This window comes from Streptomyces albofaciens JCM 4342 (assembly GCF_008634025.1).
Lineage (GTDB): Bacteria > Actinomycetota > Actinomycetes > Streptomycetales > Streptomycetaceae > Streptomyces > Streptomyces albofaciens.
The window spans coordinates 2,009,648-2,030,972 of the sequence record NZ_PDCM01000002.1 but is presented as its reverse complement, the minus strand read 5'-3'; the positions used below and the strand labels follow the sequence as shown (position 1 = coordinate 2,030,972).

At 73.1% G+C, this 21,325-nt stretch carries 17 protein-coding genes; 7 read left to right on the top strand and 10 right to left on the bottom strand.

The annotated features are described in order from the left end of the window. Positions 1-211 precede the first annotated feature (211 nt). Entirely contained in the window at positions 212-2,182 is a 1,971-nt protein-coding gene (gene dxs / locus CP973_RS29120; RefSeq protein WP_150246873.1) for a 1-deoxy-D-xylulose-5-phosphate synthase, read from the top strand. Between the two features lie 325 nt (positions 2,183-2,507). Beyond that, positions 2,508-4,100, top strand: a complete 1,593-nt coding sequence (locus CP973_RS29115) for an amino acid permease (RefSeq protein WP_244410060.1) — start codon at positions 2,508-2,510, stop codon at positions 4,098-4,100. A gap of 18 nt (positions 4,101-4,118) precedes the next feature. On the opposite strand, the gene CP973_RS29110 is transcribed toward CP973_RS29115, so the two are convergent. After that, entirely contained in the window at positions 4,119-4,502 is a 384-nt protein-coding gene (locus CP973_RS29110; RefSeq protein WP_150246872.1) for an NYN domain-containing protein, read from the bottom strand. Between the two features lie 64 nt (positions 4,503-4,566). Here CP973_RS29110 and CP973_RS29105 point away from each other — a divergent pair, with 64 nt between their 5' ends. Then, the gene (locus CP973_RS29105) at positions 4,567-5,082 is read left to right on the top strand and encodes an NUDIX hydrolase (RefSeq protein ID WP_150246871.1); all 516 of its coding nucleotides are present in this window, start codon (positions 4,567-4,569) and stop codon (positions 5,080-5,082) included. A 93-nt stretch (positions 5,083-5,175) separates the two neighbouring features. On the opposite strand, the gene CP973_RS29100 is transcribed toward CP973_RS29105, so the two are convergent. Both CP973_RS29100 and CP973_RS29095 read right to left on the bottom strand, forming a co-directional pair. After that, entirely contained in the window at positions 5,176-7,302 is a 2,127-nt protein-coding gene (locus CP973_RS29100) for a 3-hydroxyacyl-CoA dehydrogenase NAD-binding domain-containing protein (protein ID WP_150246870.1), read from the bottom strand. After that, a complete protein-coding gene (locus CP973_RS29095; RefSeq protein WP_150246869.1) occupies positions 7,299-8,519 on the bottom strand; it encodes a thiolase family protein in 1,221 nt (406 codons plus the stop codon). Before CP973_RS29095 ends, CP973_RS29100 begins: the two co-directional genes overlap by 4 nt. Positions 8,520-9,023: 504 nt before the next feature. Between CP973_RS29095 and CP973_RS29085 the strand changes: the two genes are divergently transcribed. Beyond that, positions 9,024-9,512, top strand: a complete 489-nt coding sequence (locus tag CP973_RS29085; RefSeq protein ID WP_150246867.1) for a PepSY domain-containing protein — start codon at positions 9,024-9,026, stop codon at positions 9,510-9,512. A 44-nt stretch (positions 9,513-9,556) separates the two neighbouring features. Here the strand turns inward: CP973_RS29085 and CP973_RS29080 are convergent, their stop codons facing one another. From CP973_RS29080 to CP973_RS29070, 3 genes are all read right to left on the bottom strand, one after another. Further along, the gene (locus CP973_RS29080; protein WP_150246866.1) at positions 9,557-10,831 is read right to left on the bottom strand and encodes an HRDC domain-containing protein; all 1,275 of its coding nucleotides are present in this window, start codon (positions 10,829-10,831) and stop codon (positions 9,557-9,559) included. A gap of 85 nt (positions 10,832-10,916) precedes the next feature. Then, entirely contained in the window at positions 10,917-11,579 is a 663-nt protein-coding gene (locus CP973_RS29075) for a response regulator transcription factor (RefSeq protein WP_003985651.1), read from the bottom strand. Between the two features lie 387 nt (positions 11,580-11,966). After that, positions 11,967-12,623 carry a DUF3000 domain-containing protein gene (locus CP973_RS29070; protein ID WP_150246865.1) on the bottom strand — a complete coding sequence of 219 codons (657 nt, stop codon included), beginning with the start codon at positions 12,621-12,623 and terminating at the stop codon, positions 11,967-11,969. Positions 12,624-12,725: 102 nt separating this feature from the next. On the opposite strand from CP973_RS29070, the gene hemE reads away from it, so the two are divergent. Next, positions 12,726-13,790, top strand: coding sequence for a uroporphyrinogen decarboxylase (gene hemE / locus CP973_RS29065; protein ID WP_150246864.1), 1,065 nt, complete (start codon positions 12,726-12,728; stop codon positions 13,788-13,790). A gap of 30 nt (positions 13,791-13,820) precedes the next feature. Here the strand turns inward: hemE and CP973_RS29060 are convergent, their stop codons facing one another. Then, positions 13,821-15,203 carry an FAD-dependent oxidoreductase gene (locus CP973_RS29060; protein ID WP_150246863.1) on the bottom strand — a complete coding sequence of 461 codons (1,383 nt, stop codon included), beginning with the start codon at positions 15,201-15,203 and terminating at the stop codon, positions 13,821-13,823. Positions 15,204-15,297: 94 nt separating this feature from the next. Continuing rightward, on the bottom strand, positions 15,298-16,728 hold the full coding sequence (locus CP973_RS29055) for an aldehyde dehydrogenase family protein (RefSeq protein WP_150246862.1): 1,431 nt from the start codon (positions 16,726-16,728) through the stop codon (positions 15,298-15,300). Between the two features lie 162 nt (positions 16,729-16,890). Here CP973_RS29055 and CP973_RS29050 point away from each other — a divergent pair, with 162 nt between their 5' ends. After that, entirely contained in the window at positions 16,891-17,418 is a 528-nt protein-coding gene (locus CP973_RS29050; RefSeq protein WP_150246861.1) for a hypothetical protein, read from the top strand. On the opposite strand, the gene CP973_RS29045 is transcribed toward CP973_RS29050, so the two are convergent. After that, complete coding sequence (locus tag CP973_RS29045; protein WP_150246860.1) at positions 17,415-18,635, bottom strand: thiolase family protein; 1,221 nt, start codon at positions 18,633-18,635, stop codon at positions 17,415-17,417. The two genes, CP973_RS29050 and CP973_RS29045, sit on opposite strands and share 4 nt — an antisense overlap. 70 nt (positions 18,636-18,705) lie before the next feature. Then, positions 18,706-19,710 (bottom strand): DUF4349 domain-containing protein, encoded by a 1,005-nt coding sequence (locus CP973_RS29040; RefSeq protein ID WP_150246859.1) that lies wholly within the window; start codon positions 19,708-19,710, stop codon positions 18,706-18,708. A 144-nt stretch (positions 19,711-19,854) separates the two neighbouring features. Between CP973_RS29040 and hemG the strand changes: the two genes are divergently transcribed. Continuing rightward, entirely contained in the window at positions 19,855-21,321 is a 1,467-nt protein-coding gene (gene hemG, locus CP973_RS29035) for a protoporphyrinogen oxidase (protein WP_150246858.1), read from the top strand. Positions 21,322-21,325 lie beyond the last annotated feature (4 nt).

Here is a 21,325-nt window from a genome sequence, read left to right as displayed (position 1 = left end):
ATCCCCACCCGTCACCCCACGCCGCTTCCGCGGCCGAAGGCCGCGTCCGCAAACAGGCCATCCGCGTGACATACATCGCACGGCCCGTTATCCGCCGCCGCAGGCGGAACATTAGACTCGGCGGATCGACAAGGTCGACCAGCCAGAGCCAGCTACAACCAGGCGAATCTGCACGAATCGCCCGAACCAGCTCGACAGCAAGGAGGCACGGGTGGCGCTGCTGACCCGTATCAAGGGACCGCGCGATCTGGACCGGCTGGGGCCGGAGCAGCTGGAGCAGCTGGCGGGGGAGATCCGTACGTTCCTCGTCGACGCCGTCTCCAAGACCGGCGGTCACCTCGGCCCCAACCTCGGTGTGGTCGAGCTGACCATCGCCCTGCACCGGGTCTTCGACTCGCCGCGGGACAAGGTCCTCTTCGACACCGGCCACCAGTCCTACGTCCACAAGCTGCTCACCGGCCGCCAGGACTTCTCCAGGCTGCGCAGCAAGGGCGGCCTGTCCGGCTACCCCTCGCGCGCCGAGTCGCCGCACGACGTGATCGAGAACAGCCACGCCTCCACGGTGCTCGGCTGGGCGGACGGTCTGGCCAAGGCCAACCAGGTGCTGCGCAAAAACGATCATGTTGTGGCGGTGATCGGGGACGGCGCGCTGACCGGCGGCATGGCCTGGGAGGCGCTGAACAACATCGCCGACGCCCAGGACCGCCCGCTGGTGATCGTCGTCAACGACAACGAGCGCTCGTACGCGCCCACCATCGGCGGCCTGGCGAACCACCTGGCCACCTTGCGCACGACGGACGGCTACGAGCGCTTCCTGGCGCGCGGCAAGGACCTCCTGGAGCGCACCCCGGTCGTCGGCAAGCCGCTGTACGAGACGCTGCACGGCGCCAAGAAGGGCCTGAAGGACTTCATCGCGCCGCAGGGCATGTTCGAGGACCTGGGGCTGAAGTACGTCGGGCCGATCGACGGGCACGACATCGAGGCCCTGGAGTCCGCGCTCCAGCGCGCCAAGCGCTTCGGCGGCCCGGTCATCGTGCACTGCCTGACCGAGAAGGGCCGCGGCTACAAGCCCGCCGAGCAGGACGAGGCCGACCGCTTCCACGGTATCGGCGTCATCCACCCGGACACCGGCCTGCCGGTGGCCGCCGGCGGCGCGAGCTGGACCTCCGTCTTCGGGGACGAGATGGTCAAGCTGGGCCAGGAGCGCGAGGACATCGTGGCGATCACGGCCGCGATGCTCCAGCCGGTGGGCCTGCAGAAGTTCGCGAAGGCGTTCCCGGACCGGGTCTACGACGTGGGCATCGCCGAGCAGCACGCGGCGGTCTCCGCGGCGGGTCTGGCGACCGGCGGTCTGCACCCCGTCTTCGCGGTGTACGCGACCTTCCTCAACCGCGCCTTCGACCAGGTCCTGATGGACGTGGCGCTGCACAAGTGCGGCGTCACCTTCGTGCTGGACCGCGCCGGCGTCACCGGTGACGACGGCGCCTCGCACAACGGCATGTGGGACATGTCGCTGCTCCAGGTGGTGCCGGGGCTGCGGATCGCCGCCCCGCGCGACGCCGAGCAGGTGCGGGCGCAGCTGCGCGAGGCCGTCGAGGTGGACGACGCGCCGACCGTGGTGCGCTACTCGAAGGGCAAGGTCGGTCCGGCGGTGGAGGCCGTGGGCCGGGTCGGCGGCATGGACGTGCTGCGAAAGCCCGGGGAGGGTGTGGAGCGCCCCGACGTGCTGCTGGTGTCGGTGGGCGCGCTGGCGCCGATGTGCCTGGAGGTCGCCGATCTGCTCGACAAGCAGGGCATCTCCACGACGGTGGTGGACCCGCGCTGGGTCAAGCCGGTCGACGCGGCGCTGCCGGGCCTGGCCGACGGGCACCGCGTCGTGGTCACGGTCGAGGACAACAGCCGCTCGGGCGGTGTCGGCTCCGCCGTCGCCCAGGCGCTGCGCGACGCGGGCGTGGACGTGCCGCTGCGTGACTTCGGCATTCCGGAGCGCTTCCTCGACCACGCATCCCGCAAGGAGATCCTGGCCGAGATCGGGCTGACCGCGCCGGACATCGCCCGGCAGGTCACCGGTCTGGTCTCGAAGATCGACGGTCGGTACGAGGGCACGGACCGGTCGGTGGACGCGGCGGAGTCGGTGGGTTCCGCGGACGACGCCGAGCGCGCCGAGGCCGCCCGCGACTGACGGAGGAAGCGGCTGGTGTACGTACGCGGCCGTACGTACACCAGCCGGTCAACGGCTTCACCGGCCGTTCACCGGCCGCCCCGGCGCCGCTCAAGGCCGCACAAATCCGACGCGCAACACTGCACAAACATCGCTGAGCGGTCATACGATGGGCTGGTGGGCCACCCGAACGGGTGCTTTCACCGGCCCTTCGGCATATCCACCCGTCCGTACCATCGGGTGAATCCCCGCCGCACACAGGCCCGCCGCACCGTACTCGTCCCGACCATTGCGCAGACTCGGTCAGTTCACGAGTCGCGACGGTCGTCCAGGCGGAGGTTGGCCCATGAGCAGCACACAGCGGGGCACGGCACACGGACCGGAACGCGGCGGCGGCGCGGAGCACACCCGGGTACGCCGCACCGGTCTGTTCCGGACCAAAACGGTCGAGGAGTCGATCAGGGACACCGAGGAGCCGGAACACGCGCTCCGGAAATCCCTCTCCGCCCTCGATCTGACCGTCTTCGGCGTCGGTGTCGTCATCGGCACCGGCATCTTCGTCCTCACCGGCAAGATCGCCAAGGAGACCGCGGGCCCGGCCGTGGCGCTCTCCTTCGTCACCGCCGGCCTGGTCTGCGCGCTGGCCGCGCTGTGCTACGCGGAGTTCGCCTCGACCGTTCCGGTGGCCGGCTCGGCGTACACCTTCTCGTACGCCTCGCTGGGCGAGCTGCCCGCCTGGATCATCGGCTGGGACCTCATCCTGGAGCTCGCGCTGGGCTGCGCGGTGGTGGCCGTCGGCTGGTCCGGCTATGTCCGCTCGCTGCTGGACACGGCCGGTGTCCATCTGCCGCAGGGGCTGTCCGGCACCCATGAGGGCACGTTCGGGTTCGACCTGCTCGCGTGTGTGCTGGTCCTGGTGCTGACGGCCATCCTCGTCGTCGGCGTGAAGCTGTCGTCCCGCGTCACCTCGGTGATCGTCGCCGTCAAGGTCACCGTCGTACTGCTCGTGATCGTCGCGGGCGCGTTCTTCATCAGCGGCGCCAACTACCAGCCGTTCATCCCGCCGAGCAAGGCCACCGAGGGCAGTGACGGCCTGGCGGCACCGCTGTCCCAGCTGATCTTCGGCTTCACCCCGGCCAACTTCGGCGTCATGGGCATCTTCGCGGCCGCCGCGGTCGTTTTCTTCGCCTTCATCGGCTTCGACATCGTCGCCACCGCGGCCGAGGAGACCCGCCTGCCGCAGCGGGACGTGCCGCGCGGCATCCTCGGCTCCCTCGCCATCTGCACGGTGCTCTACGTCGCCGTCTCGATCGTGGTCACCGGCATGCAGAAGTACAGCGACCTGTCCACGGACGCCCCGCTGGCCGACGCGTTCAAGTCCGTCGGGCACCCGTTCTGGGCCGGGCTGATCAGTTTCGGCGCGGCCGTCGGCCTGACCTCGGTCTGCATGATCCTGCTGCTCGGCCAGAGCCGGGTCTTCTTCGCGATGAGCCGCGACGGCCTGCTGCCGAAGGTCTTCTCGCAGGTCCACCCGCGCTTCGGCACCCCGTACCGCTCCACCGTCGTGCTCGGCGTCGTGGTCGCCGTCGTGGCCGGGTTCACCTCGATCGACGAGCTCGCCGAACTGGTCAACATCGGAACGCTGTTCGCGTTCGTCGTGGTCGCGATCGGCGTGGTCATCCTGCGCCGCACCCGCCCCGACCTGCCCCGCGCCTTCCGCACCCCGCTGGTCCCGCTGGTGCCCGCGTTGTCGGTGCTGGCCTCCCTGTGGCTGATGCTCAACCTGCCGGCGGAGACCTGGCTGCGGTTCGGCATCTGGATGCTCGTCGGCTTCGTCATCTACTTCCTGTACGGGCGGTCGCGGAGCCGGATGAACAGTCCGGGGAACAGGAACGCGGCCACCGGACCCGTGGGCGGTGGCCCGGGGCAGGGCAGCTGATCCGTACGGGTGTGGCGGTCACGCGCGGCGTACGGCCCGCGGCCCGGCCACCCGGGCCCCCAGCGCCGTCACGCGCGCCCGCAGCCCGCGGTCGGCGGTGACGACCACGGTGTCCGGCCCCCGGTCCGCGTCCCGCACCAGCTCCACGATCCGGTCGTCCCCGCTCCCCGGCGCCTCGGCGATCTCCACCCCGGTCACCGGCGCCACGCCGCGCGCCGCGCCCTCCACGACGAGGACCAGCCGCACGGGCGGCCCGGCGAGCGCGAGCCCGGGGAGCCCGTCGGCCGCCTGCCCCGCCAGCGCGTCCCGCAGGCGTTCGGCCGCCGCGCGGCGGTCCCGCCACCAGCCGTCGGGCACCGAGCCGATCACGTTCGCCGCGTCCACGACCACCAGAGTGCTCATGATCCCAGCGTGGCACGCGGAAAACTCCTGTCGTACACCGCGGGCGCGGCCGTACGCTGCCGGGATGCCCACCACCGAGAACCGGTCCGATCCGGTACGCCGTTCCGCCCGCGTCCTGCTGCTCGGCACGGACGGCCGTCTGCTGCTCTTCCGCGGCCACCTGGACCCCGCCCGACCCGAAGCCGGGCACTGCTGGTTCACGCCCGGCGGCAGCGTCCAGGAAGGTGAGACGCTGCCCGAGGCGGCGGCGCGGGAGCTGGCGGAGGAGACCGGGCTGCGGGTGGCGCCCGACGCGCTCGGGCCGCTGGTCGCCCGTACCTCCGGGTACGCCGAACTGCCCTGGGCGAGCGGCGAGTTCGAGGACGTGTTCTTCCTGCTCCGGGTCGCCCCGTACGAGATCGACACCGGCGGCTTCCGGGAGCACGAGCGCGCCTCCGTCACCGGGCACCGCTGGTGGCCGGTGGACGAGCTGGCGACGACGGCGGAGACGGTCTTCCCGTACGGGCTGCCGCCGCTGCTCGCGGACATACGCGGCGGCCGGACGCCGGCCGAACCCGTGCGCCTGCCCTGGCACCACTGAGGGCACGGGCGGGCCGCCACCCCGGAGAACGCGCCCGCCCCGGCACCACTGGAGCAGCGGTGCCGGGGCGGGCGGCGCGGATCGCGTCCCGTGTTACGCGGGCACGCTCGCCACGCCCGGCGCCAGGAACTTCTTGCCGTTGACGCGCTCGGAGACGCCCTCGCGGTCCAGGTACGGCGTGATGCCGCCCAGGTGGAAGGGCCAGCCGGCGCCGGTGATCAGGCACAGGTCGATGTCCTGCGCCTCGGCGACGACACCCTCGTCCAGCATCAGGCCGATCTCCTGCGCCACCGCGTCCAGGACGCGGTCGCGGACCTGCTCCTCGGTCAGCACCGAGTCGCCCTGCTTGAGGAGCGCCTTGACCTCCGGGTCCAGCTCCGGCTTGCCGGAGTCGTACACGTAGAAGCCGCGCTTGCCGGCCTTGACCACGGCGGCCAGGTTCGGCGAGACGGTGAAGCGGTCCGGGAAGGCGCCGTGCAGCGTCTCGGAGACGTGCAGGCCGATGGCCGGGCCGACCAGCTCCAGCAGCACCAGCGGCGACATCGGCAGACCGAGCGGCTCGACGGCCTTCTCGGCCACCTCGACGGGGGTGCCCTCGTCGATGACGTTCTGGATCTCACCCATGAAGCGGGTCAGGATGCGGTTGACCACGAACGCCGGGGCGTCCTTGACCAGCACGGCCGTCTTCTTCAGCGACTTGGCGACGGAGAAGGCGGTGGCCAGCGACGCGTCGTCGGTCTTCTCGGCGCGCACGATCTCCAGCAGCGGCAGGATCGCGACCGGGTTGAAGAAGTGGAAGCCCACGACCCGCTCGGGGTGCTTGAGCTTGGACGCCATCTCGGTGACCGAGAGGGACGAGGTGTTCGTGGCGAGGATGGCGTGCTCCGGCACGACCGCCTCGACCTCGGCGAACACCTGCTGCTTGACGCCCATCTCCTCGAAGACGGCCTCGATGACGAAGTCCGCGTCACCGAACGCGGCGGCCTTGTCCAGGTGGCCGCTGACCAGGCCCTTGAGGCGGTTGGCCTGGTCCTGGTTGACGCGGCCCTTCAGCAGCAGCTTGTCGATCTCGTCGTGGACGTACTTCACGCCCTTGTCGATGCGCTCCTGGTCGATGTCGGTGAGCACCACCGGCACCTCCAGGCGGCGCGCGAACAGCAGCGCCAGCTGCGAGGCCATCAGGCCCGCACCGACCACGCCCACCTTGGTCACCGGGCGGGCCAGGGACTTGTCCGGGGCACCGGCCGGGCGCTTCGCGCGCTTCTGCACCAGGTTGAAGGAGTAGATGCCGCTGCGCAGCTCGCCGCCCATGATCAGGTCTGCGAGGGCCTGGTCCTCGGCGTCGAAGCCCTGGCGCAGGTCGCCGTTCTTGGCGGCGGCGATGATGTCCAGCGCGCGGTAGGCGGCCGGGGCGGCGCCGTGCACCTTGCCGTCCGCGATGGCCTTGCCGCGCTGTACGGCCTGGTCCCAGGCCTCGCCGCGGTCCACCTCGGTCCGTACGACCTCGGTGTCGCCCTTGAGGACCGAGGCGGTCCACAGCAGCGACTGCTCCAGGAAGTCGGCGCCCTCGAAGATCGCGTCGGCGATGCCGAGGTCGTAGACCTGCTGGCCCTTGAGCTGCTTGTTCTGGTTGAGCGAGTTCTCGATGATCACCGAGACCGCGCGGTCGGCGCCGATCAGGTTCGGCAGCAGGACGCAGCCGCCCCAGCCGGGCACCAGGCCGAGGAAGACCTCGGGCAGCGAGAAGGCGGGCACCGCCTTGGAGACGGTGCGGTAGGTGCAGTGCAGGCCGACCTCGACGCCGCCGCCCATCGCGGCGCCGTTGTAGTACGCGAACGTCGGCACGGCCAGGCCGGACAGGCGCTTGAAGACGTCGTGGCCGCCCTTGCCGATGGCCAGCGCGTCCTCGTGCCGCTTGAGCAGCTCGACGCCCTTGAGGTCGGCGCCGACGGCGAAGATGAACGGCTTGCCGGTGATGCCGACGCCGGTGATCTTCCCGTCCTTGGCCTCCGCCTCGACCTGGTCGATCGCGGCGTTGAGGTTCGCCAGCGACTGCGGGCCGAAGGTGGTCGGCTTGGTGTGGTCCAGGCCGTTGTCCAGCGTGATCAGCGCGAAGGCGCCGGCGCCGGGCAGCTCCAGGTGCCGTACGTGCGCCTGGGTGACGACCTCGTCGGGAAACAGCTCGGCCGCGCCCTTCAGCAGTTCCGTCGTGGTGCTCACTTGCCTGCTCCCTCGAAGTGCGGGTTCTCCCAGATGACCGTGCCGCCCATGCCGAAGCCGACGCACATGGTCGTGATGCCGTAACGCACCTGCGGCTGCTCCTCGAACTGCCGGGCCAGCTGCGTCATCAGGCGCACGCCGGAGGAGGCGAGGGGGTGGCCGAAGGCGATCGCGCCGCCGTACTGGTTGACGCGCGGGTCGTCGTCCGCGATGCCGTAGTGGTCGAGCAGCGACAGCACCTGGACGGCGAACGCCTCGTTGATCTCGAAGAGGCCGATGTCGTCGATCGTCAGCCCCGCCTTGGCCAGGGCCTTCTCGGTCGCCGGGACCGGGCCGATGCCCATGACCTCGGGCTCGACGCCCGCGAAGGCGTAGTCCACCAGGCGCATCTTGACCGGCAGGCCCAGCTCGCGGGCCACGTCCTCGGCGGCGATCAGGGAGGCGGTGGCGCCGTCGTTCAGGCCCGCCGCGTTGCCGGCGGTGACGCGGCCGTGCGGGCGGAACGGCGTCTTGAGGTTCGCCAGGTTCTCCAGGGTGGTGCCCGGCCGCATCGGCTCGTCGGCGGTGGCCAGGCCCCAGCCGGTCTCGCCGCCCTCCGGGTTGGTGCGGCGTACCGAGATCGGCACCAGGTCGGCCTGGATCTTGCCGTCGGCGTACGCCTTGGCGGCCTTCTCCTGGCTGCGGACCGCGTACTCGTCGGCGCGCTGCTTGGTGAGGTGGGGGAGGCGGTCGTGGAGGTTCTCCGCCGTCATGCCCATGAAGAGGGCCGACTGGTCGACGAGCTTCTCGCTGACGAACCGGGGGTTGGGGTCGACGCCCTCGCCCATGGGGTGGCGCCCCATGTGCTCCACACCGCCCGCGACGGCGATGTCGTACGCGCCGAAGGCGACGCCGCCCGCGATGCTCGTCACGGCGGTCATGGCGCCGGCGCACATCCGGTCGATGGAGAATCCGGGCACGGACTGCGGGAGGCCCGCGAGGATGCCGGCGGTACGGCCCAGGGTCAGGCCCTGGTCGCCGATCTGGGTCGTGGCGGCGAGGGCGACCTCGTCGATACGGGCCGGGTCGAGGTCCGGGTTGCGGCGCAGCAGCTCCCGGATGCACTTGACGACCAGGTCGTCGGCGCGGGTCTCGTGGTAGATGCCCTTGGGGCCCGCCTTGCCGAACGGGGTGCGGACGCCGTCGACGAAGACGACGTCCCTAGCGGTACGAGGCACGTTGGCTCTCCTCCAGGTGCGGGATGGCACTGCTGCGGGCGCGCCCGGGGGCGCGTCACGTTCCTCATGCTACTTGCGGGTAACCAGACTGCCCAGCCCTCTTGGGGTCTGCGGCGAAGGTCACAGGGGTGGTCTTCGTCCGGCCTGGTGGGGGTGGGGGTTTCCGGCCCACGGGTCCGGCGGGCGGGGGTTGGCCGAGGTCGTTCGCGTGGGGAGGCGGACCCTGGGCACACGGGGTGGTGATGTCGGCCGGATGCGCGGTGTCAGGGGGAATGTGGCGGATTGCGGCCGTATGGTGCGGCTAGGAAAGCGGAGAGGAGCGAAGACATGACCAAACGTGTCCGGGCTGTCGGGGCTGTGTGCGCCGTCGTACTGGCCGGGGGGCTGTTGGCCGCGTGCGGCGACGATGACGGGGACGGGGGCTCTAACTCCGCCTCGCCTTCGGCCTCGGCCCCCTCGCAGTCCGCCGGGGGCGGGCAGTCGTCCGGGGCCTCCCCGGGCGGCATGACCGAGGACCAGCGCTCGCGCAAGGCGCTGGTCCCGGAGGCGAAGACCTCGTACGACCAGGCGCTGAAGGCCGCCACGGGGGCGGTGTCGGGCTCCAAGGGGGTGTCGGTGGAGCTCAAGCGCGGGAGCGGCGGGAAGCCCGAATGGGTCACGGAGGTGGCCACCGAGGACGGGAAGGCCAGCACCGTGCGGGTCGACGCGGTCTCCGGCAAGGCGGGGCAGCCGGAGGCGAAGAAGGACGATGACGACGACATGAAGGAGCTGGCGGACCGGCTCAAGCGGGCCACGGTGACGCCGCAGCAGGCCGCCGCCACGGCGACGGGGCGCAAGAGCGGGACGGTCACCGCCGTGGAGCTGGACACCAATGACCAGAAGAAGGAGATCTGGTCGGTGGATGTGGTGACCAAGAACGACTGGAACAAGACCACGTTCGACGTGGACGCGGCCAGTCGGAAGATCCTGCGCGAGCACGTCGACCGGGACTGAGCCTCCGGGGGCGGGCCGGGATCGCCGGGCCCGCCCCCGGGGAATCAGGCGCCGGTCGCGGCCAGGGCCTCGGTGAGGACCGGGGTGACCTGTTCGATCTGCCAGGGACGGGCGCCGTGGCCGGCCAGGACGGCCGCGACCGCCTCCTTGGTCGGCTCGGCGGGGGGCTCCCAGCACAGGCGGCGCACCGTGTCGGGGGTGATCAGGTTCTCCTGGGGGAGGTTCAGGTCCTCGGCCAGGGCGGTCACCGCCGTACGGGCGGCGGCCAGCCGGGCCGCTGCCGCCGGGTCCTTGTCGGCCCAGGAGCGGGGCGGCGGCGGGCCGTTCAGCGGCTGGCCGGGCTGCGGCAGCTCGCTGTCCGGCAGGGCGCGGGCGCGGTCCACGGCGGCCTGCCACTGTTCGAGCTGGCGGCGGCCCATGCGGTGGCCGAAGCCGGCCAGCGCGGCGAGCGCGTGGGCGTTGGGGGGCAGGTTCAGGGCCGCCTCGATGATGGCGGCGTCGCCGAGGACCTTGCCCGGTGAGATGTCGCGGCGCTGGGCGATCTGGTCGCGGGTGGTCCACAGTTCCCGTACGACGGCCATCTGCCGGCGGCGGCGGACCTTGTGCATGCCGGACGTGCGGCGCCAGGGGTCCTTGCGGGGCGGCGGCGGGGGAGCGGCGGCGATGGCCGCGAACTCCTGGTGCGCCCATTCGAGCTTGCCCTGCCGCGCCAGCTCCTCCTCCAGGGCGTCGCGCAGGTCCACCAGCAGCTCGACGTCGAGTGCGGCGTAGCGCAGCCAGGGCTCCGGCAGGGGGCGGGTGGACCAGTCCACCGCGGAGTGGCCCTTCTCCAGGGCGTAGCCGAGGACGTTCTCCACCATGGCGCCGAGGCCGACGCGGGCGAAGCCGGCGAGGCGGCCGGCCAGCTCGGTGTCGAAGAGCCGGGTCGGGACCATGCCTATGTCGCGCAGGCAGGGCAGGTCCTGGGTGGCGGCGTGCAGCACCCACTCGGCGTCGGAGATCGCCTCGCCCAGTACCGAGAGGTCGGGGCAGCCGACCGGGTCGATCAGGACGCTGCCGGCGCCTTCGCGGCGCAGCTGCACCAGGTAGGCGCGCTGGCCGTAGCGGTAGCCGGAGGCCCGTTCGGCGTCCACCGCCACCGGTCCCGTACCGGCCGCGAAGGCCGCCACGACTTCGGCAAGTTCCCCGGCCGTGGCCGTCACGGGCGGGGTGCCCTCGCGCGGTTCCAGCAGGGGGACCGGCGCCGGGCGGGTGTCCGGAGGCGAGTCTCCGGGGGTTCGCAGTGTCGAGTCTTCTGCGGTCTTTTGGGCGTCGGTCACCAGTCAAGGGTATCTGTGTATGCACTGCGCCCGTCGAGGGAACGTTCCCTCGACGGGCGGGACGGTGGTGTTCGGGGGGTGGAGGTCAGTGGATGATGCCGGTGCGCAGGGCCACGGCGACCATGCCGGCCCGGTCGCCGGTGCCGAGCTTGCGGGCGATGCGGGCCAGGTGGCTCTTGACGGTGAGCGCCGACAGGCCCATCGAGACGCCGATGGCCTTGTTGGACTGGCCCTCCGCAACCAGCCGCAGCACCTCGACCTCGCGTCCGGACAGTTCGCGGTAGCCGCCCGGGTGGCCGGGGGCACCCGGGGGACGGCGGTGCATTCGGGCCGCGTTGGCGCCGATGGGCGCGGCACCGGGGCGGCCCGGGAGTCCGAGGTTGGTACGGGTGCCGGTGACGACGTAGCCCTTGACGCCGCCGGCCAGGGCGTTGCGTACGGCGCCGATGTCGTCGGCGGCGGACAGGGCGAGGCCGTTGGGCCACCCGGCCGCCCGGGTCTCGGACAGCAGGGTCAGGCCGGAGCCGTCGGGCAGGTGGACGTCGGCCACGCAGATGTCGCGCGGGCTGCCGACGCGGGGACGGGCCTCCGCGATGGACGACGCCTCGATCACGTCCCGCACGCCGAGCGCCCACAGGTGGCGGGTGACGGTGGAGCGGACGCGAGGGTCGGCCACGACGACCATGGCCGTCGGCTTGTTCGGGCGGTAGGCGACCAGGCTCGAAGGTTGCTCGAGGAGAACTGACACCGGGCCTCCTGGGGGAGTGGCGGGACGGGATCCGGCATTTGGGGCGAGTCGGAATGCTCCGTCTTTGAAGGGTCACTGACCTCTTCGGCATCAAACGGGCTCGACTTTAGAGTTTGATCTCAACTAGTTAGGTTCATTTCGGGCAAATCGGTCGCTTGATCGACTGAAGGGTGATCCGGTGCCGGGAGGTTGCCGGGTGAGCGTTCGAGGGGGGTGGAGGAGGCCGGTGCCGGCCTGCCTGTCAGGAGGTGAGCCGGTGGGCGCGCGGTCGCGCCGGGCGGTGCGTCCGTACGCTGCGCCGCACCGCCGTACGCCGGCGGGTGCGTCGCCGCGCCGGAGGGCGTACGGAGCCGCGCGCCCCCCGGTGCCCCCGCGCGCGGAGCGCGTTCAGCGGGCCTGGGGCCCCCGGCGCTGCGGCAGGGGCACCACGCCGCCGCGCGGCGACGGCTCGGGCGCGGCCGGCGGCAGGCCCGCCACCTGGCACAGCAGGTCGCACCACGCCGACAGGTGGGCCGCGGTGTCGGGCACCCCGCCCTGCCCCTCCTCCGGGGTCCACGAGGCGCGCATCTCCAGCTGGGTGGCCGGCTCCCGCTCCGCGAGGCTGCCGAAGGAGTGCGAGCTGGCCCGCGTCACCGTGCCGCCGATCTCCCCGTACCGCACGCCGCGCGCGTCCAGCGCCCCCGTCAGCCACGACCAGGACACCTCCGGCAGCAGCGGGTCGGCGCCCATCTCCGGCTCCAGTTCGGCGCGCGCCAGCGTCACCACGCGGAAGGTGCCCTGCCACGCGTCGTGCCCGGCCGGGTCGTGCAGCAGCACCAGTCTCCCGTCGGCCAGGTCCACGTCCTCGCCCTCCGGCCCGGCGCCCGGTTCGACGACCGCCGCCTCCAGCGCGTACGCGAAGGGCGCGAGGCGCTTGGGCGCGGGCGTCGGCTCGATCTCGATCTCGGGGCGCAGCCGTGCCGTGCGGAGCGCCTCGATCGCCTGACGGAAGGGGATCGGTACGTTGTCCGCGCTGTCCGCGAGGTGTTCGTGAGCCGCAGCCATGCCCGGAAGATTAGGCGGAAGGAGCCCCTGGGTGAGGGACGACACCCGGTGCGCGCGTCGCCCATTCGGAGGCGCCCTCGCGCGCGTGCGAAGATTCGGTGTGTGAGTGCCAACCGCCCGACGGGCCAGCAGCAGACCGGTACGTACGACTCGGCCTTCCTCAAGGCCTGCCGCCGGGAACCGGTGCCGCACACGCCCGTGTGGTTCATGCGCCAGGCCGGGCGGTCGCTGCCGGAGTACCGCAAGGTCCGCGAGGGCATCGCGATGCTCGACTCCTGCATGATGCCCGAGCTGATCACCGAGATCACCCTCCAGCCGGTGCGCCGGCACGGCGTCGACGCGGCGATCTACTTCAGCGACATCGTCGTCCCCCTGAAGGCCATCGGCATCGACCTGGACATCAGGCCGGGCGTCGGCCCGGTCGTCGAGCGGCCGGTCCGCACCCGCGCCGACCTGGAGCGGCTGCGCCCGCTGGAGCCCGGCGACGTGCCGTATGTGACCGAGGCCGTGCGGATGCTCGTCGGCGAGCTGGGCAGCACGCCGCTGATCGGCTTCGCGGGCGCGCCGTTCACGCTCGCCAGCTACCTGGTCGAGGGCGGCCCGTCCCGCAACCACGAGCACACCAAGGCCATGATGTACGGCGACCCGCAGCTGTGGGCCGACCTGCTGGACCGCCTGGCCGTGATCACCTCGGTGTTCCTGAAGGTGCAGATCGAGGCGGGCGCGAGCGCCGTGCAGCTCTTCGACTCCTGGACCGGCGCGCTGGCCCCGGCCGACTACCGCCGCTCCGTGCTGCCCGCCTCCGCCAAGGTCTTCGAGTCGGTCGCCGGGTACGGCGTCCCGCGTATCCACTTCGGCGTCGGCACCGGTGAGCTGCTGGGCCTGATGGGCGAGGCGGGCGCGGACGTCGTGGGTGTCGACTGGCGCGTTCCGCTGGACGAGGCGGCCCGCCGCGTCGGCCCCGGCAAGGCGCTCCAGGGCAACCTCGACCCGGCCGTGCTGTTCGCGCCGCGCGAGGCGGTCGAGGACAAGGCCCGCGAGGTGCTGGACGCCGCCGCCGGCCTGGAGGGCCACATCTTCAACCTGGGCCACGGCGTGCTGCCGAACACCGACCCGGCCGCGCTGACCCGCCTCGTCGAGTACGTCCACGAGCGCTCGGCCCGCTGACCGCGCGGGCGGGCCACCGCGGCCCGCCCGTCAGCCGCCCGCCGCCCGCACCGCGGCCGCCGCCTTGCGGGCCGCGACCAGGACCGGGTCCCACACGGGCGAGAACGGCGGCGCGTAACCCAGGTCGAGGGCGGTCAGCTGCTCGACCGTCATCCGCGCCGTGAGCGCCACCGCCGCCACGTCCACGCGCTTGCCGGCGCCTTCCCGGCCGACGATCTGGACGCCGAGGAGGCGCCCGGTGCGCCGCTCGGCCATCATCTTCACGCGCATCGGGCGGGCGCCCGGGTAGTAGCCGGCGCGGCTGGTCGACTCGATCGTGACGGTCACGTACTTCAGGCCGACCGATGTCGCCTGCTCCTCCAGGAGGCCGGTGCGGGCGATCTCCAGGTCGCAGACCTTGGAGACGGCGGTGCCGACGACGCCGGGGAAGGTCGCGTAGTCGCCGGCCACGTTCGAGCCGATGATCTGGCCGTGCTTGTTGGCGTGGGTGCCCAGCGCGATGTGCCGGGTCCGGCCCAGGACCAGGTCGAGCACCTCCACACAGTCCCCGCCGGCCCATACGTTCTCGTGGCCGCGCACCCGCATCGACAGGTCGGTGAGCAGCCCGCCCGTGTCGCCGAGCGGCAGGCCGGCCCGCTCGGCGAGGGAGGTCTCGGGCCGTACGCCCAGGCCCAGCACGACCACGTCGGCCGGATACTCGCCGCCGTCCTCGGTGGTCACCGCGCAGGCCCGCCCGGAGTCGTCGGTGCGGACGTCGGTGACGACCGCGCCGCGCACCGTCTCGATGCCCATCCCGCACATCGCCTCGTGGACGAGCGACCCCATGTCGGGGTCGAGGGTGGACATCGGCTGCTCGCCGCGGTCCAGGACCGTCACGTCGTAACCACGGGTGACCAGCGCCTCGGCCATCTCGACGCCGATGTAACCGGCGCCCACCACGACCGCCCTGGTGCCCTCGGTGGCCCGGAGGGTGTCCAGCAGCGCCTGCCCGTCGTCCAGCGTCTGCACGCCGTGCACGCCGGGCGCGTCGATGCCCGGCAGCGGCGGGCGCAGCGGCCGCGCGCCGGTGGCGATCACCAGCTTGTCGTAGCCGGTCCAGGACTCGGTGCCGCCGCCGGCCAGGTCGCGGGTGCGGACCCGGCCGCGGTCCAGGTCCAGCTCGGTGACCTCGGTGCGCATCCGTACGTCGATGTCGCGCTCGCGGTGCTTCTCCGGCGACCGGGCGATCAGGTCGTCCGGGCCGTCCACCGAGCCGCCGACCCAGTACGGGATGCCGCAGGCGGAGTAGGAGGTGAAGTGGCCGCGCTCGAACGCGACGATCTCCAGGTCCGCCGGCTTGCGCAGCCGCCGGGCCTGGGACGCGGCGGACATGCCCGTCGCGTCGCCGCCGATGACCACCAGTCGCTCCGCCATCGCGGGCTCCCTTCTCGTGTACGGCTCTCAGTACGGCCGTTGTCCCGTACAGCCCTCCGTACGGCCGTCTGTCCCGTACGGCGCAGATTACGGGTCAGAGCGGATATCCGGCCGGGGTGGCACGGACCGTGGTCCAGCGGGTCTCGGTGAACGCGTCCAGGTTGGCCGTGCCGCCGAAGTGCGCGCCGGTGCCGGAGGCGGCGAGGCCGCCCATCGGCGCGACCGGCTCGTCGTTGACCGTCTGGTCGTTGATGTGCAGCAGCCCGGTCGGTATGCGCTCGGCCAGCTCCAGAGCGCGGGCGGTGTCCCGGGTGACGACGCCGAGCGCCAGCCCGTACGCGGTGTCGTTCGCCAGCGCCACGGCCTCGTCGGCGGTGTGGAACCTGCGGACCGGGGCGACCGGCCCGAAGACCTCCTCGGCGTAGGCGGGGGAGCGGTCGTCCACGTCGGCCAGGACGGTGGGCCGGTAGAACAGCTCGCGGTGGCTGCCGCCGGCCGCGAGCCGGGCGCCCGCCGCCGTGCTCGCCTCCACCAGGCCGTGGATCCGGTCCCGCTGGCCGCGGTCGATGACCGGCCCCAGCTGTACGTCCTCGCGGTACGGATCGCCCACGGCGAGCGAGTCCGCCTTGGCCGCCAGCCGCTCCACGTACTCGTCGTACAGGGAGGCGTGTACGAGATGGCGGCCCGAGGACATGCAGATCTGGCCCTGGTGGAAGAAGGAGGCCCAGGCCGCGGCGGACATGGCGGCGTCCAGGTCCGCGTCCTCCAGGACGAGGAAGGCGCTGTTGCCGCCCAGTTCCAGATGGGCCCGCTTCAGGTGGCGCGCGGCGAGCGCGCCGACGTCGCGGCCCGCGTTCGTGGAGCCGGTGAAGGAGATCACCCGCACGTGCCGGTCGCCGACCAGGGCCTGCCCGGCCTCCGCGCCGCCCGGCAGTACGTGCAGCAGCCCCTCGGGCAGCCCGGCCGCCGCGAGGACCGCCGCGACGGCGTGGCCGCCGCACACCGCGGTACGCGGGTCGGGCTTGAGGACGACCGCGTTGCCGAGCGCCAGGGCCGGGGCGACGGAGCGCATGGCGAGGACGAGCGGGACGTTGAACGGCGCGATGACACCGACCACGCCGGCCGGCACCCGGGTCGCGTAGGAGAGGCGGGGTGCGGCGGAGGGCAGCACCTGGCCCAGCGGGTGGTGGGCGAGGGCGGCGGCCTCGTAGCACTCCTCGGCGGCGGTCCGGATCTCGAACCCGGCCTTGCCGGGCACGCTCCCGGCCTCCCGGATGATCCACTCGGACAGCTCGGCGGCGTGCTCGGTGATCAGGTCCCCGGCCCGGCGCAGCACCGCGGCGCGCTCCGTGTACGGCGTGCGCGCCCAGGAGCGCTGGGCGGCCGCGGCCCCGGCGGCGGCGCGCTCCACGTCGGCGGGGGCGGCCAGGGTGAACGAGGCCAGGGTCTCGCCGGTCGCCGGTTCGACCGCGGTGGTCTCGCCGCCGTGCAGCGGGGGCAGGTGGTCCAGGTCGAGCAGGGGCATCGGCGTGGCCTCCGGACGAAGGGGAACGGTTGAGGAATGAACCAGTTCGGTTCATCCTCTCGCACCGGTGATCAACGGGAACGGCGGGGTGCGGGCCTTGCGGACGCCGCCCCACGGGAGCAGCGTCACTGAGGACGGCGGGCGGCCGGGAGGGGGCGGACCGTGCCCAAGGAGGACCTGTGGACGCGTACGGCGGTGACCATGGCGGCGCTGCTCGGCCTCACCCTCAAACTCCTCGTCCCGGAGCGGGTGGACGCGACGGCCGTGGCGCTGCTCGTCCTCGCGCTGGTCCCCTGGATGTCGTCGATCCTCCAGCGCATCGACACGGTCGCGGGCGGCGTGGTGCTGCGCGAGATCAAGAAGACCCAGGCCGGTCAGCAACAGGAGATGGACCGGATGAAGTTCCTCTTCGACCACCTGGTGCCGCGCGAGGAGCTGCGGCACCTCCAGGCCCTCGCCGACGGGTCACCGCTGCCGTACGACAACGGCTACACCCGCCCGCTCCTCGACGCCGAACTGCGCCGCCTCACCGGCGTGGGGCTGATCGAACGCCGGCCGGGCCGTACGTTCGCACAGATGGGCGAGGCGGGGGACGTCCGGGAACACTTCGCCGTCACGGAGGCGGGCAGGGCGTACTTGGAGATCCTGAACGGGTACCGGGCCGGTGGCGGGCCGGAAGACGGCCCCTAGTCGCGTTCGAGGGTGAGGGCGAGGCCTTGGCCGACGCCGATGCACAGGGCCGCCAGGCCCGTGCCGGAGGTGCCGCGGGCGGCCAGCTGGTGGGCGACCGCCCCGGCCAGCCGGGCCCCGGAGGCACCCAGCGGATGCCCCAGCGCGATCGCCCCGCCCCGCGGGTTGACCACCTGCGGATCCAGCTGCGGCCACTGCGCCAGACAGCCCAGCGCCTGCGCCGCGAACGCCTCGTTCAACTCCACCACCGCCAGCTCCGCCAGAGTCCGCCCGGCCCGCTCCAGAGCCCGGCGGACGGCCTCGACCGGCCCCAGACCGAACAACTGCGGCTCGATCCCGCTCACCGCACCCGCCCCGATCCGGGCCAGCGGCTCCCGCCCGGTCGCCCGCAACCCCTCCTCATCGGCCAGCAGCAGGGCGGCGGCCCCGTCGCTCAGCGGCGAGGCATTGCCCGCCGTCACCGTGCCGCCCTCGCTGCGGAAGGCCGGACGGAGCCTGGCCAGCGCCTGCGGGGTGGTGGTGGGGCGGATCGCCTCGTCACGGGCCAGGTCGGTGTCCGCCAGCGGCACCACCTCACCGTCATACGCCCCCGCCTCCCACGCCCCGGCGGCCTTGCGGTGGCTGGCCAGCGCGAACGCGTCCTGCTGCGCGCGCCCGATGCCGAACTTCTCCGCGATCAGCTCGGCACCCTCACCCAGCGCCACCGTCCACTCAGGCGCCATACGGGGGTTGGTCATCCGCCAGCCCAGCGTGGAGGAGAACAGCTCCTGATGCCCGGCCGGAAAGGCCCGCTCGGCCTTGGGCAGGACGTAGGGGGCGCGGCTCATCGACTCCACCCCGCCCGCCAGCACGATGTGCGCGTCCCCGAGGGCGATGGCGCGGGCGGCCTGGAGGACGGCCTCCAGGCCGGAGCCGCACAGCCGGTTGACCGTCACCCCCGGCACCGTCACCGGCAGCCCGGCCAGCAGCACCGCCATCCGCGCCACATTCCGGTTGTCCTCCCCCGCCCCGTTCGCATCCCCGAACACGACATCATCGATCCGCCCCGGATCCAGCCGCGGGGTCCGCTCCACCAGCGCCCGCACCACATGCGCCGCCAGATCATCAGGACGGGTCCCCGCGAGCGCACCGCCGTACTTCCCGAACGGCGTCCGCACCGCATCCACGACATACACATCCCGGGCGCCCCAAGCGCCCCGTGCACCCTGCTCGGTCATCAGCCCGCCCGCCCTGTCCGCTCGAAGATCGGCGCTGTCGCCCCGAGTCTTTGCCCGCCGTGCGTGGCTGTCAACGGCCCCCTGGGCCGTCACCCTCCCGTGCGGCGTCCGTGCCCTCCGGCGCGGCTTCCGTGGGGAACTGCCGCGGCGGCGCCGGGGGGACGTCGAGCGACCGCGTACGCCTCGGCAGCCGGCCGCGCAGCACCCGCCACAGCGCGTACACCAGTGCACCGGCCGCCAGGAACGGCAGCGCCGCGCCGACCGCCACCAGCAGCCACCGCACCCCCGCGGTGAAGGCGTCCCAGCCGCCGCTGAGCGCGTCCCCGAAGGTGGTCTCCCGGTCGTCGTCCGCCGCGTCCGGCTCGCGCAGCACCAGCGTGACCGTGGCCATGCCGGTCTGCTCCTTCAGGGACTTCAACCGCGCCTGAAGGGACTCCAGTTCCGACTGGCGGCGGCTGAGTTCGGACTCCAGGGTGACGATGTCGCCGATCGACGTGGCCTTGTCCATCAGCGCCCGCACCCGCGCCACACTCGCCTGCTGCGACTTGATGCGGCTGTCGGTGTCGACCACCTGGTCGGTCACGTCCTTCGCCGAGACCTGCCGCTGCTTGAGCGTGCCCAGGCGGGAGAGCCGGTCCAGCAGCCCGTCGTACGCCCCGGGCGGTACCCGCAGGACGGCCCGGGAGCGCTCCCGGCCCTCGCCGTCCCGGTCGGTGGACTCGTCCTCGACGTAGCCGCCGGCGCCCTTCACCGCCGTACGGGCCTTGGCCAGCGCTCCCGGTACGTCCGCGGCCTCGACGGTGACCGACGCCGTACGGATGATCTGCGCCGTCGAGACCGGCGTGGGCTTTCCGGTCCCGCTGCCCGCCCCGGACCCGGCCTTGCCGTCGGCCGGCGCCTTCGGGCCGACCATGCCCTGCTCGCCCCGCGCCGAGCCCTTGTCCGCCCGCGGCGCGCTCGCCGCCCCGGAGTCGCCCTGCCCGGCGGCCCCGCACCCCGCGACCGCGAGGGAGGCCGCGAGCAGCGCTCCCGCGGCCGCCCGCCGCGCCCGATACGCCCGGCCCGCTGTGCCCATGATCCGTACCCCCGAAGTGGTGTGCCGTCGTTGCCGCTTCGACGGGGCGGGGGAGCCGTGGGTTGCCGTTTGTGGGTCGCGATGCGGTCACGGTCCGGACTCCGTGCGGACTCCGCGGGAGGCGGCTTCTGAGAGAGTGGGGGCATGAGCACAGCGCACACCAGTACGGGCCGCGCGCCCGGAAGCCACGTCGTCGTCATCGGTGGGGGCATCTCGGGCCTGGCGGCGGCCCACCGATTGCTCGGTGGCGGGGCGCGGGTGACCGTACTGGAGGCGTCCGGACGGCTGGGCGGCAAGCTGCGCGCCGGGGAGATCGCGGGCGTACCGGTCGATCTCGGTGCCGAATCGATGCTGGCCAGGCGGCCGGAGGCGGTGGACCTGGCGCGTGCCGTGGGCCTCGGCGACCGGCTGCAGCCGCCCACCACCGCGACCGCCGCCCTGTGGACGCGCGGCGCGCTGCGGCCGATGCCCAAGGGCCATGTGATGGGCGTGCCCGGCGATCCGGACCTGCTGGCCGCCTCCGGAGTGATCTCCGCCGAGGGCATGGCGCGGATCTCCGAGGACCGGACGCTGGCGCGTACGGAGGTCGGCGAGGACGTGGCGGTCGGCGCGTACGTCGCCGAACGGCTCGGCCGCGAGGTCGTGGACCGGCTGGTCGAACCGCTGCTCGGCGGCGTCTACGCGGGCGACGCCTATCGGATCTCGATGCGCGCCGCCGTACCGCAGCTCTTCGAGGCCGCGCGCGCCGAGCGCTCGCTGATCGAAGGCGTACGGGGCATCCAGGCGCGCACGGCGGCGCGCGCCGACGGCTCCGGCCGGGCGCCGACACCGGTCTTCACGGGCATCGACGGCGGCGTGGGCACGCTGCCGGGCGCCGTCGCCGACGCGGTACGGGCCGCCGGCGGCACCCTCCGCACCGGGACACCCGTACGGGAACTGCGCCGCACCGCCGACGCCTGGCGCGTCGTCCTGGACGGCGGCGACGGCCCGGCGGCGCTGGACGCGGACGCCGTGGTCCTGGCGACACCGGCGCCCGCGGCCGCCCGGCTGCTGGCCGCCGAGGCGCCGGCCGCCGCCACCGAGCTGTCCGCCGTCGAGTACGCCTCCATGGCCCTGGTGACCATGGCCTTCCGCCGCGCGGACGTGGCGGCGGCGCTGTCCGGCAGCGGCTTCCTCGTGCCGCCGGTCGACGGCCGCAAGATCAAGGCGTCCACTTTCGCGAGCAACAAGTGGGGCTGGCTCGCGGACGCCGGCCGGGACCTGTTCGTGCTGCGCACCTCTGTCGGGCGGTACGGCGACGAGAGCGACCTCGCGCGCGACGACGCCGACCTGGTGGAGCTGTCGCTGCGCGACCTGGGCGAGGCGGTCGGGCTGGCCGCCCGGCCCGTCGCGCAGCAGGTCACGCGCTGGAACGGCGGGCTGCCGCAGTACCCGGTCGGCCACCTGGAGCGGGTGGCCCGCATCCGGGCCGAGGCCGGCAAGCTGCCCGGCCTGCGGCTGTGCGGCGCGATCTACGACGGCGTGGGCATCCCGGCCTGCATCGCCTCCGCGCGCGCGGCCGCGGACGACATCTTGGACACCCTGCCGCGAGCCGCCGCACCGGCCGAGTGAGAAT

Excerpts from the sequence above, each read along its gene's own strand:
- CP973_RS29105 (WP_150246871.1), top strand. The coding sequence starts at position 4,567 with ATGCCCACCACCGAGAACCGGTCCGATCCGGTACGCCGTTCCGCCCGC.
- CP973_RS29115 (WP_244410060.1), top strand. The coding sequence starts at position 2,508 with ATGAGCAGCACACAGCGGGGCACGGCACACGGACCGGAACGCGGCGGC.
- CP973_RS29070 (WP_150246865.1), bottom strand. The coding sequence starts at position 12,623 with ATGGCTGCGGCTCACGAACACCTCGCGGACAGCGCGGACAACGTACCG.
- CP973_RS29110 (WP_150246872.1), bottom strand. The coding sequence starts at position 4,502 with ATGAGCACTCTGGTGGTCGTGGACGCGGCGAACGTGATCGGCTCGGTG.
- CP973_RS29085 (WP_150246867.1), top strand. The coding sequence starts at position 9,024 with ATGACCGAGGACCAGCGCTCGCGCAAGGCGCTGGTCCCGGAGGCGAAG.
- CP973_RS29045 (WP_150246860.1), bottom strand. The coding sequence starts at position 18,635 with ATGACCGAGCAGGGTGCACGGGGCGCTTGGGGCGCCCGGGATGTGTAT.
- CP973_RS29055 (WP_150246862.1), bottom strand. The coding sequence starts at position 16,728 with ATGCCCCTGCTCGACCTGGACCACCTGCCCCCGCTGCACGGCGGCGAG.
- hemG (WP_150246858.1), top strand. The coding sequence starts at position 19,855 with ATGAGCACAGCGCACACCAGTACGGGCCGCGCGCCCGGAAGCCACGTC.
- CP973_RS29060 (WP_150246863.1), bottom strand. The coding sequence starts at position 15,203 with ATGGCGGAGCGACTGGTGGTCATCGGCGGCGACGCGACGGGCATGTCC.
- CP973_RS29040 (WP_150246859.1), bottom strand. The coding sequence starts at position 19,710 with ATGGGCACAGCGGGCCGGGCGTATCGGGCGCGGCGGGCGGCCGCGGGA.